Source organism: Nonomuraea cypriaca (genome assembly GCF_015645445.1).
GTDB lineage: Bacteria > Actinomycetota > Actinomycetes > Streptosporangiales > Streptosporangiaceae > Nonomuraea > Nonomuraea cypriaca.
This window is the reverse complement of sequence record NZ_JADOGI010000303.1, coordinates 1-10,812: the sequence shown is the minus strand read 5'-3', so window position 1 is coordinate 10,812 and position 10,812 is coordinate 1. Positions and strand designations below refer to the sequence as shown.

Here is a 10,812-nt window from a genome sequence, read left to right as displayed (position 1 = left end):
GACGGCGGCAGGGAGGGGGGCGGTGGAGGCGCATCCCAGAAGTCCGGCTCTTGCATGATTCCTCCAACTATCGAGATATCGTGACGATATATCTAGATAGTTGAGACAGCAAGGGCTCGGTTGGCGGTCCGCGCGAAGTTAGTGCTCGTTAACCGAGGCCGCGATCGCGGCCCGCGCCATCGCGTGCAGCAGAGGCCGCATGTCCCGCGCGGGAAGCTCGCCGGCGCTGTGCGGTGTGGAGTTGAGCAGGCCGAAGACGGCGTGCGTGGCGGCGCGCAGCCGCGCGGGCGGGCACGAGGGGTGCAGCTCGGCCAGCACGGTCACCCACTCCTCGACGTAGAGACGCTGCAGCCGCCGGATCCTCCGGCGCTCGGGCTCGGGCACGTTGCCCAGCTCCCTGTCGTGCACCGTGATCAGCGCCGGCTGCTCGATGGCGAACGTGATCTGCACGTTGAGCAGCGCGTCCAGCGTCTCGCGCGGGTCGGCGGGCGAGGTGACGACCGCGGCGGCGGACTCGCGCAGCCGCGAGCTGATGTCCAGCAGCATCTCGGCCAGCAGCGCTTCCTTGCCGCTGAAGTGCCGGTAGAGCGCCGGCCCCGAGATGCCGACCGCGCCGCCGATGTCCTCGATCGAGACGCCGTGGAAGCCGCGCGCCGCGAACAGCCGGGCGGCCGCCTCCACGATCTCCGTGCGTCTTTTGCCCCGATTGCGGGCCAGGGTGCGGGTAGGTGTCGAGGCGGTGGTCACGTCTCACATGCTAGACGGTTACGTTAATGATGACTAACATATTGAGCCATGAGAGGGGACTCATGAGCGACTGGCCGGTGCTGAAGTCGGCTGCCGAGCCTGCGAGCGAGACGTACAAGAGCAATGCCGAGCTCAACGAGCGGCTCGCCGCGGAGCTGCTCGAACGCCTCGCCGCCGCCGCGCCCGGCGGGCCGGAGCGGTCGCGGCAGCGCCATGTCGAGCGCGGCAAGCTGCTGCCGCGCGACCGCGTGGACGGCCTGCTCGACCCCGGCTCCCGCTTCCTGGAGCTGTCGCCGCTGGCCGCGAACGGCCTGTACGACGACCAGGCCCCCGCCGCGGGCATCATCACCGGTGTCGGCCGGGTCTCGGGCCGCGAGTGCGTGGTCGTCGCCAACGACGCGACGGTGAAGGGCGGCACGTACTACCCGGTCACCGTCAAGAAGCACCTGCGCGCGCAGGAGGTGGCCCTGCACAACCGGCTGCCGTGCGTCTACCTGGTGGACTCCGGCGGCGCGTTCCTGCCCAGGCAGGACGAGGTGTTCCCGGACCGCGAGCACTTCGGGCGCATCTTCTACAACCAGGCCACGATGTCCGCCCGCGGCATCCCGCAGATCGCCGCCGTGCTCGGCTCGTGCACCGCCGGCGGCGCGTACGTCCCCGCGATGAGCGACGAGGCCGTCATCGTACGCGGCCAGGGCACGATCTTCCTGGGCGGCCCGCCGCTGGTGAAGGCGGCCACCGGCGAGGAGGTCACGGCCGAGGAGCTGGGCGGCGGCGAGCTGCACGCCCGGGTCAGCGGCGTCACCGACCACCTGGCCGAGGACGACGCGCACGCGCTGGCCATCGTCCGCGACATCGTCTCCACCCTGGCCCCGCGCGCCGAGCGGCCCTGGCAGACCATCGCGCCGGAGCCGCCCAGGCACGACCCGCGCGACCTGTACGGCATCGTGCCCGCCGACACCCGCCGGCCGTACGACGTACGCGAGGTGATCGCGAGGATCGTGGACGGCTCGCGGTTCCTGGAGTTCAAGGCGGAGTACGGCGCGACGCTCGTCACCGGCTTCGCCCACGTCCACGGCCATCCGGTGGGGATCGTGGCGAACAACGGCATCCTGTTCAGCGAGTCCGCCATGAAGGGGGCGCACTTCATCGAGCTGTGCGACCAGCGGCGGATCCCCTTGGTGTTCCTGCAGAACATCAGCGGCTTCATGGTCGGCAGGGCCTACGAGTCGGGCGGCATCGCCAAGCACGGGGCCAAGATGGTGACGGCCGTGTCGTGCGCGCGGGTGCCCAAGTTCACCGTGGTGATCGGCGGCTCGTTCGGTGCGGGGAACTATGCGATGGCCGGCCGGGCGTACTCACCCAGGTTCCTGTGGATGTGGCCGAACGCCCGCATCTCGGTCATGGGCGGCGAGCAGGCCGCGAACGTGCTCACGACCGTCGGCAGCGCCGACGCCGACGCGATCAGGGCCCAGTACGAACACCAGGGCAACCCCTACTACTCCACGGCCCGGCTCTGGGACGACGGGGTGATCGATCCGCTCGACACCCGCACGGTCCTGGGCCTGGCACTGTCCGCGGCGGCCAACGCCCCGCTCGAACCCGCCGGCTTCGGCGTCTTCCGGATGTGAGCGAAGCAATGAAAGACGTGCGAAGCGCTGCCCCGCAGGGGCAGCGATGAAGGAGGTGCGAAGCGCCATGTCTTTGGGGGGAATGCGGGGGGCGTGCCCCCCGCAGGTTCTCATTGCTAACAGGGGTGAGATCGCCGTTCGTGTCATTCGTACGCTGCGGCGGCTCGGCATCACGTCGGTGGCCGTTCACACGCCGTCCGACGCGGACGCCAAGCACGTTCGCGAAGCCGACATTGCCCTTCAGGTGCCGAAATATCTGGATATTGAGGCAATTGTTGGGGCGGCTCGCGCTTCGGGGGCGCAGGCCGTACATCCCGGATATGGGTTTCTGGCGGAGAACGGCGTGTTCGCGCGGCGGTGCGCGGAGGCCGGCATCGTGTTCATCGGGCCGCCCGCCGCGGCCATCGACGCGATGGGCGACAAGATCCGCGCCAAGGCCACCGTGGCGGCGGCCGGGGTGCCTGTGGTGCCGGGCGGGGCCGAGCCGGGCGACTCGCTGGCGGACTGGCGCGACTTCCCGGCCCTGATCAAGCCCTCCGCCGGCGGCGGAGGCAAGGGGATGGTGCTGGTCCGCTCGGCCGCCGAGCTGCCCGACGCCCTGGAGTCCGCCCGCCGTACGGCGCTGGCCGCGTTCGGGGACGGGACCCTGCTGATCGAGCGGTACGTCGAGAACCCCCGCCACATCGAGATCCAGATCCTGGCCGACACCCACGGGAACATCGTTCACCTGGGCGAGCGCGAGTGCAGCCTGCAGCGCAGGCACCAGAAGATCGTCGAAGAGGCGCCGTCGCCCTTCATCGGCCCGGAGACGCGCGCCCGCATGGGCGCGGCGGCGGTGGAGGCCGCCAGGGCCGTCGGATACACGGGTGCGGGCACGGTCGAGTTCATCGTGGACGGGTCCACCGGGGCCTACCACTTCATGGAGATGAACACCCGGTTGCAGGTCGAGCACCCGGTCACGGAGCTGGTCACGGGCGTCGACCTGGTGGAGCTGCAGGTGCGGGTGGCGGCGGGGGAGCTGCTGCCGTTCGCGCAGGAGGACGTACGGCTCACCGGCCACGCCGTCGAGGCCCGCGTCTACGCCGAGGACCCGGCCCGCGGCTTCCTGCCCGGCGGCGGGCACGTGCTCGCGCTCCGCGAGCCCGGCGGCATAGCCTCGCCGAGGCCGGGCGGCATGGCCATGCCCGGGGCCGGTGGCGTGGCCGGGCGGGAGCCTGGTGGCGTGGCGTGGCCGGGGCCCAGTGGCGTGGCGTCGGGTGGCGCGGCTGAGGGAGAGCCGGTTGTGCGGGTGGACTCCGGGCTGGTCGAGGGCGGTGTCGTGGGCAGCGAGTTCGACCCCATGCTGTCGAAGGTCATCGCCTGGGCCCCCGACAGGGAATCCGCCCTCAGGACACTCGACCGGGCGTTGGCGCGCACGGCCGTGCTGGGAGTGGTCACCAACATCCCGTTCCTGCGCGCCCTCGCCACGCACCCGGCCGTACGGGCGGGCGAGCTGGACACCGGGCTGGTCGAGCGCCTGTTGCCCGAGCTCGTCCCCGGCGCGGGCGTGCCTGACGAGGTGGTCGCGGCGGCCGGGCTGGTCTTCCACGCCATGCCGCAGGGCGACGATCCGTGGGAGGTCACGGACGGGTGGCGGGTCGGGGAGAAGGCGTGGACCACGTGGCGGGTGGAGTCACGGGGTGGGGTGCACGCGATCCAGGTCAGTGGCCTGCCCGAAAAATCCGCTGAAGTGCTGATAAATGGGCAGCAGGTGCCTGCGGGGATCCGCGTTGGTGCCGGCGACCTGGCCGTCACGCTCGGCGGGCGTACCGAGCGCTATCTCTGCGCGCGCCGGGGCGACACGGTCTGGCTCGGCAGGGGCGGTGAGTCGTGGGCGTTCACCCGGCACCTCATCGGCGACCCGGGCGACCGGCCGGGCGCCGCCGCGGCGGGCGACGGCGTGGTCAGGAGCCCCATGCCCGGCACGGTCCTGGTGGTCAAGGCCCAGCCGGGCGACCGGGTGAGCGAGGGACAGCCGCTGGTCATCGTGGAGGCCATGAAGATGGAGCACACGGTCACCGCGCCACACGACGGCGTCGTCTCCGAACTCGCCGTCCAACCGGGCCAGCCGGTCGACATGGACGCCGTGCTCGCCGTGGTGACTCTGGAGGAGGCTTGATGTCGTACCAGATGGATGGGCTTCCTGAGCAGGTCACGATCTACGAGGTCGGGCCGCGGGACGGGTTGCAGAACGAGCCGTCGGTGGTGCCCGTCGAGGTGAAGGCCGAGTTCATCGACCGGCTCGCCGACGCGGGGCACAAGGTGATCGAGGCGACCAGCTTCGTGCACCCGAAGTGGGTGCCGCAGCTCGCCGACGCCGACGAGCTGCTCACCAGGCTGCACCGGAGGCCGGACGTGCGTTACCCGGTGCTCGTGCCCAACCCGCGCGGCCTCGACCGGGCGCTCGCCCAGGGCGTGGACGAGATCGCGATCTTCGCCAGCGCCACCGAGGCGTTCGCGGCGAAGAACCTGAACCGGACCCTGGAGAGCCAGTTCGTCATGTTCGAGCCGGTCGTGGCCAGGGCGCTGGACAGCGGCGTCAAGGTGCGGGCGTACGTGTCGATGTGCTTCGGGGACCCCTGGGAGGGGCCGACGCCGATCGCGCAGGTGGTCGCGATCGGGGAGCGGCTGCTCGGGCTCGGCTGCCACGAGCTGTCGCTCGGCGACACGATCGGCGTCGGCACGCCGGGCCACGTGACCGCCCTCATCCGGGCCTTCCGCACGCCGGAACGGCTCGCCGTGCACTTCCACGACACCTACGGCCAGGCGCTCGGCAACACCCTGGCGGCGCTGGCGGCGGGCGTGACCACGGTCGACGCCTCCACCGGCGGCATCGGCGGCTGCCCCTACGCCGAGTCGGCCACCGGCAACCTCGCCACCGAGGACCTGGTCTGGATGCTGCGGGGCCTCGGCATCGAGACCGGGCTCGACCTGGGCAAGCTCGTCTCCACCAGCGTCTGGCTGGCGGAGCTGCTCGGCCGGCCCAGCCCCTCCCGCGTCGTACAGGCGCTTTCGAAAGGCTGACATGCTCACAGACGAGTACGAAGAGCTGCGCAAGACGGTCGAGGGGTTCGCCCGCGACGTGGTGGCTCCGGTGATCGGCGACTACTACGAGCGCGAGGAGTTCCCGTACGACGTCGTGCGGCAGATGGGCGCGATGGGCCTGTTCGGGCTGCCGTTCCCGGAGGAGTACGGCGGCATGGGCGGCGACTACTTCGCGCTGTGCCTGGCGCTGGAGGAGCTGGCCCGTGTCGACTCCAGTGTGTCGATCACGCTGGAGGCGGCGGTGTCGCTGGGCGCGATGCCGATCTACCGGTTCGGCACCGAGGAGCAGCGCAGGGCCTGGCTGCCCAGGCTCACCTCGGGCGCGGAGCTGGGCGCGTTCGGGCTGACCGAGCCCGGAGGCGGGACCGACGTGCCTGGCGGGATGCGGACGACCGCCGTGCTCGACGGCGGGGACTGGGTGATCAACGGGACGAAGGCGTTCATCACGAACTCAGGCACCGACATCACCTGCGTCATCGGCGTGGCCGCGCTCACCGGCGACCGTGAGATCTCCACCATCCTCGTGCCGAGCGGCACGCCCGGCCTCTCGGTGGCGAAGAAGTACTCCAAGGTCGGCTGGAACGCCTCCGACACCCGCGAGCTGTCCTTCACCGACTGCCGCGTCCCCGAAGGCAACCTGCTGGGCGGGCGCGGGCGCGGCTACGCGCAGTTCCTGCAGACGCTCGACGAGGGCCGCATCGCGATCGCGGCCGTCAGCGTGGGCCTGGCCCAGGGGTGCGTGGACGAGTGCCTGAAGTACGTCAGGGACCGGACCGCGTTCGGCCACCCGATCGGCCACTACCAGGCCATCCAATTCAAGATCGCCGACATGGAGGCGCGGGCGCACACCTCCCGGCTGGCCTACTACCACGCGGCCGAGCGGATGCTGGCGGGGGCGTCGTTCAAGAAGGAGGCGGCGATCGCCAAGCTGGTCTCCTCCAACGCGGCCATGGACAACGCGCGTGACGCCACGCAGGTGTTCGGCGGTTACGGGTTCATGAACGAGTTCCCCGTCGGCCGCTTCTACCGCGACGCCAAGATCCTGGAGATCGGGGAGGGCACCAGCGAGGTCCAGCGCATGCTCATCGCCCGCCAACTCGGCCTCGCCGACCTGTGAGCCGGTTTGCGCGGGAGCTGCGGAACGATCTAGTGTCGTCAGGCATGACGGCTGACGATCTTCTCATCAGGAAGGCGGAGAAGGCCGACGCGGACGAGGTGTTCGCGCTGGCACGCGAATTCGGTCTGACGTTCAGGCCCGAGCGCGAGGCCTTCGACGCGGCTCTGCCCGAGCTGCTGGCGAACGAGGACGCTTTACTGCTCACCGCCGTCGTGGGCGGGCGGGTCCACGGTTATCTGCTGGGGTTCGTGCACCTGACGCTGTTCGCCAACGGCCCGGTCGCCTGGGTCGAGGAGGCCATGGTCCAGTCGGGCTCGCGCCGGCAGGGGATCGGGCGGTCGCTGCTGGAGGAGTTCGAGCGGTGGGCCCGCACGCGTGAGGCGGGTTACGTGGCGATGGCGACGCGGCGGGCGCCGGAGTTCTACCACGCGCTCGGATACGAGGCGTCGGCCACCTTCTTCCGCAAGGTCCTGCGCTAGCACGCGGCCGAGCAGACGGCGGGCAGGCGGCGGGCAGGCGGCGGGCAGGCGGCGGGCAGGCGGCGGGCAGGCGGCGGGCACAGTGGCGTTCAACGGCTAGGTTGGCTACCGATGATCCGGGACGCGCTGGAGGAATGATGTGGGAAGAGCAGTTCTCCGAATTGTCGGCCGTCGCCGCCCGCCAGAACGGCATGGTCACCGAAGCGCAGGCCGGGCGGATCGGCGTCGATGAGCCCGCTCTGCGCCATTTCGCGGAATCGGGACTGCTGCTGGAGCTGGACTGGGGGGTCCACCAGTTGCCCTGGGGCTCGCTCGGCCCCAGGTATGCCTACCCCTACGCGGCCTGGCTGGCGTTGTCGCCGGGGAGTTTCCGCTGGGAGCGGCCCCAGCAGGGCGGGGAGGACGCCGTGCTCTCCCATGAGTCGGCGTGCGGGCTGCACGGCCTGGGCTCCGTGCCGAGCCCTGAGGTGGTCTTCACCGCTCCGGAGGCCCTTGGGGAGCCCCGGGCGACGAAGGTTCATGTCGCGCCGCTCAGGCCGGAGGACGTCACCACGGTGGAGCACGTCCCGGTGACGACCCCGCACCGCACCGTCGTCGATCTCGTGGCCGACGGGACCGATCACGGGGAGCTGCGCAGGATTCTGATGGACGCCTTGCTGAAGGACCTGGTCGACCTGCGGGCGATCCACCAGGATCTGGCGCCGTTGGCCCAGCGGCGCGAGTTCCCGGCCGGTGGCAGGGAGTTCGTCCAGTACTTCGTCCCTGACCTCACTCCCGCGCTGCTGTCCCCGCGCAACGTGCGTGCTTACGCCGCCCTGGTGTTCCCCGACCGGGTGGCCGGCCTCCAGCCTGACGTGGCCAGGCTGCTGCCGGTGCCTGACGCGGTGCTGAGCTACGAGATCGCCGCCGAGATCGTCGGTCAGACCGGCTCCGCCCGATAGCGCGGGCCGGTCGCCCGATGGAGCGGGCCGGTCGGACCGCGACGTGCCTGGGCGTCAGAGCGGGCCGGTCGGACCGTGACGTGCCTGGGCGTCGGCTGCCCCTCGCCCGAGGGCGTGCCGGGCGTTCCAACTACCGTGTGCGCGGCTGCGTGGTGACGTCACGGACGGCCGCGCGCAGGTCGTCGATCTCCGACTGGTCGAGCTGGAAGGCCCGCAGGTCGTCCAGTGCCTGCCGGGTGATGTCCTCCGTGGCGAGGAGGAACTTGAGCGCCCTCGTGACGGCGGCGGCGCGCTCGTCTGGATCGGTGGTGCGGTAGGCGTGGTCGATTCTGATGGCGTCGTTGTCGAGCCTGGAGCGGTCGACGTGCAGGACGGCGTACGGATGCGCCAGGGAGACGCCTTCGTACTCCTGGTCCTTGGTGAAGCCCGGCTCCAGGACGCCCTGCAGGGCGAGCCGGATGCCGAGCCACTTCTGGCCGATCTCGTCCGGCGTGCGAGCGTCCGTGCGCAGCCACCGGCGCAACTGCTCGGCATAGTACTTGCTGCGCTCCCAGTCGCTGTCCGACCAGGGCGTCCATTCCGCGCCGCGCATCTCGACGCTGCGTCCAAGCCGCTCCGGCCAGCGGTCCATCTCGCCGCTGTGCGCGAGCCGGTTGATCCGGTCCATGGTGACCGCCACCCGGGCCGGATGGTAGACGGCGACGGGCTGCCCTCTCCGGTTGTCCGGGTCGGGCAGGTCGGGGCCGAACAGCACCCGTCGCATCGCAGGGAGCGGGGCCTCGGCCGTCTCCGAGACGTCGAACGTCATGATCGGACGTCCCAGGCGGTCGAAGCGGGGGTTCCCGAACGCGTCGCGGAGTTGCCGGGCCTCGCCGTAGGCCCAGCTCTGCCAGTAGAGCATCCAGCGGTTGCCCTTGTTCCCGTCGTGCTCGCGTGCCTCGAAGTAGACGGTGGGCACGCCGAGCATCGCGGGGATCTCCAGCGCCCCGCTCTCCATGCCGAGCTGGATCACGTCCCGCTGGGTGTTCAGCAGGTGGAAGAACAGGGCCTGCTCGCCGTAGGTCAGGCGCCCCCCGTCGTTGCGTGGGTCGTCCCAGAACTCGACCAGCGTCCGGGTGTCCACTCCGTCCAGGGCCCCGGCCCGGCGCCACTCCTCCTCCAGCCCGGGACGGCCCGCGAAGACGTCGTCGCCGAGCAGGACGATCCGCCGGCCGGGGTGTTCCGCGCGCAGCGCCTCGATCGTCTGGCGCAGGACCTCTGGGCGGGTGTCCAGGTGCGGGCCGTGCCGGCTGCCCACCGGCTGGCCGCGCGTGTCACGGACCCAGAGCAGCGCGAACTCGTCCGCCTGCCCGTTGGCCGCGAGGAGCCGGTCGACCACCGCCTGCGCGCGTGACCTGCGCCGCTCGGCCTCCGCCTCGTCCGGGCCGAGCATCCGGTCCACCATCCGCTGCCGCGCCTGGTCCGGGTCCGCCTGGATCGCCCGCAGGGCGAGGAGTTGGGCGCGCATCCACTGCGTCTGGCCGTAGTGGCTCTTCATGCTGCTGCCGGCGTACGCGAGCCGGATCCTGTGGGGTTCGATGCCGTAGTCGTCGATCAGGCGCTCCCGCAGGCGAAGAGCGTCGCGCAGCGGCTGTGCCTGAAGGTCGACGAGGTCGTCGACCAGCGTCGCGGGATCGACGGCGGCGGGGCTCTCCCCTCTGGACAGCCGGCGCAGCGCGGCGGTGTTGGCGTGATGCGCTTCGACGCCTTCAGGCAACTCGCCCAGATACGCCACGTGCCCCTGGTAGGCGTCCCACTGGAAGTTGTTGATGCCGCGTTCCGCCATGTAGGCGATCTCGATCGTCAGGTCCGGGTCGGCCATGAGCGCCGCCGCGTGGCTGTACAACTCGCCTCGCTGGTGCGAGTAGAACCGCAGGTGCTTGAAGTTCTCGTTGTCCGGGCCTGGGATACGCGTCAGTTGCGCGTACGCGCTGTGGTACATCACCCGGCTGATGACGTGGTCCAGCTTCTGCGCCGGCGAGAGCCCGGGATCGTCCTTGATCCGCTGCAACTCCTCGTCCAACCGGCCCGCCGACAGCTCGTCCCATTGGGCGATCCGCCTCGGGTCGGCGTGGACCGTCGAGGCCGGCGGGTCGGTGGGCACGGGCAGCCGCCGGACCCCCTCGGGGCCCGTCGCCGCGACCGTGTCGTCGTCGGCGTGCGGGGCGTCCTCGCTCTCCGCGGTGATCCACGTCCGCAGGTCAGGATCCCAGCGGCTCGGCGGTGGCGGCTGCTCGCTCAGCAGCGGGTCGAGGAACGCCCGCACCACCGGGACCGCTTCGCCGAGATCGCCGTACGGAAGTCCTGGCGTCGTCCTGGCGTACCCCTCGAACTTGCTGAACCACTCGGGGTTGGGGATCTCGAAAGCCGGCGGTACCTTCAGCTCCTCGTGCTGCTCGATCCGCCACTTGAACTCCTCGTGCAGCATCGCGTGCGTGGCCGGGCCGTCCCACGACGAGCTCAGGATGATCATGATGACGTCGACGAGGTCCTGCGCCCGGTACGGCAGGTCGCCCATCTGGCAGTTGAACAGCCCGTCCCCGCGCGCGACGCAGTCGGAGCACTTCGAGTTCACCGTCCTGACGCCGTGCGTGAACATGCCCGACACCTTGTGCGCCAGCGTGTCGTCGTAGGAGATCACCCTCATGGCGGGGCTCTCGTCGGGGTGCCCGGTCGTGACGATCTGCTGCGGGAAGGCGATGACGTCCGGGGGCTCCCACACCGGGCGGGTACGGGGCGGGGCGAGGTCCACGCTGAGCGACATGATCTCCATG

At 70.9% G+C, this 10,812-nt stretch carries 8 protein-coding genes; 6 read left to right on the top strand and 2 right to left on the bottom strand.

Features of this window, described 5'->3' with window-relative positions; translation table 11 throughout:
- Window positions 1–138: 138 nt before the first annotated feature.
- Window positions 139–747 (bottom strand): SACE_7040 family transcriptional regulator, encoded by a 609-nt coding sequence (locus ITP53_RS49790; protein ID WP_195902492.1) that lies wholly within the window; start codon window positions 745–747, stop codon window positions 139–141.
- A 62-nt stretch (window positions 748–809) separates the two neighbouring features.
- Here ITP53_RS49790 and ITP53_RS49785 point away from each other — a divergent pair, with 62 nt between their 5' ends.
- The 6 genes from ITP53_RS49785 to ITP53_RS49760 all read left to right on the top strand — a co-directional run bounded on the left by ITP53_RS49785 (window position 810) and on the right by ITP53_RS49760 (window position 7,999).
- Window positions 810–2,378, top strand: coding sequence for a carboxyl transferase domain-containing protein (locus ITP53_RS49785; RefSeq protein WP_195902491.1), 1,569 nt, complete (start codon window positions 810–812; stop codon window positions 2,376–2,378).
- Between the two features lie 67 nt (window positions 2,379–2,445).
- Window positions 2,446–4,536: an acetyl/propionyl/methylcrotonyl-CoA carboxylase subunit alpha gene (locus tag ITP53_RS49780; RefSeq protein ID WP_407941401.1), complete on the top strand. Its 2,091-nt coding sequence runs from the start codon at window positions 2,446–2,448 to the stop codon at window positions 4,534–4,536.
- Window positions 4,536–5,441: a hydroxymethylglutaryl-CoA lyase gene (locus tag ITP53_RS49775; RefSeq protein ID WP_195902490.1), complete on the top strand. Its 906-nt coding sequence runs from the start codon at window positions 4,536–4,538 to the stop codon at window positions 5,439–5,441. The genes ITP53_RS49780 and ITP53_RS49775 overlap by 1 nt, the downstream gene beginning before the upstream one ends.
- 1 nt (window position 5,442) lies before the next feature.
- The gene (locus ITP53_RS49770) at window positions 5,443–6,579 is read left to right on the top strand and encodes an acyl-CoA dehydrogenase family protein (protein WP_195902489.1); all 1,137 of its coding nucleotides are present in this window, start codon (window positions 5,443–5,445) and stop codon (window positions 6,577–6,579) included.
- 44 nt (window positions 6,580–6,623) lie between these two features.
- Window positions 6,624–7,058: a GNAT family N-acetyltransferase gene (locus ITP53_RS49765; protein WP_195902488.1), complete on the top strand. Its 435-nt coding sequence runs from the start codon at window positions 6,624–6,626 to the stop codon at window positions 7,056–7,058.
- Window positions 7,059–7,195: 137 nt separating this feature from the next.
- Entirely contained in the window at window positions 7,196–7,999 is an 804-nt protein-coding gene (locus ITP53_RS49760; RefSeq protein WP_195902487.1) for a hypothetical protein, read from the top strand.
- A 130-nt stretch (window positions 8,000–8,129) separates the two neighbouring features.
- Here the strand turns inward: ITP53_RS49760 and ITP53_RS49755 are convergent.
- The coding region (locus ITP53_RS49755) for a hypothetical protein (RefSeq protein ID WP_207757551.1) at window positions 8,130–10,812 on the bottom strand (2,683 nt) is incomplete at its 5' end.

Coding starts and splice junctions, on each gene's coding strand:
- ITP53_RS49785 (WP_195902491.1), top strand. CDS start 810: ATGAGCGACTGGCCGGTGCTGAAGTCGGCTGCCGAGCCTGCGAGCGAG.
- ITP53_RS49780 (WP_407941401.1), top strand. CDS start 2,446: ATGTCTTTGGGGGGAATGCGGGGGGCGTGCCCCCCGCAGGTTCTCATT.
- ITP53_RS49775 (WP_195902490.1), top strand. CDS start 4,536: ATGTCGTACCAGATGGATGGGCTTCCTGAGCAGGTCACGATCTACGAG.
- ITP53_RS49770 (WP_195902489.1), top strand. CDS start 5,443: ATGCTCACAGACGAGTACGAAGAGCTGCGCAAGACGGTCGAGGGGTTC.
- ITP53_RS49765 (WP_195902488.1), top strand. CDS start 6,624: ATGACGGCTGACGATCTTCTCATCAGGAAGGCGGAGAAGGCCGACGCG.
- ITP53_RS49760 (WP_195902487.1), top strand. CDS start 7,196: ATGTGGGAAGAGCAGTTCTCCGAATTGTCGGCCGTCGCCGCCCGCCAG.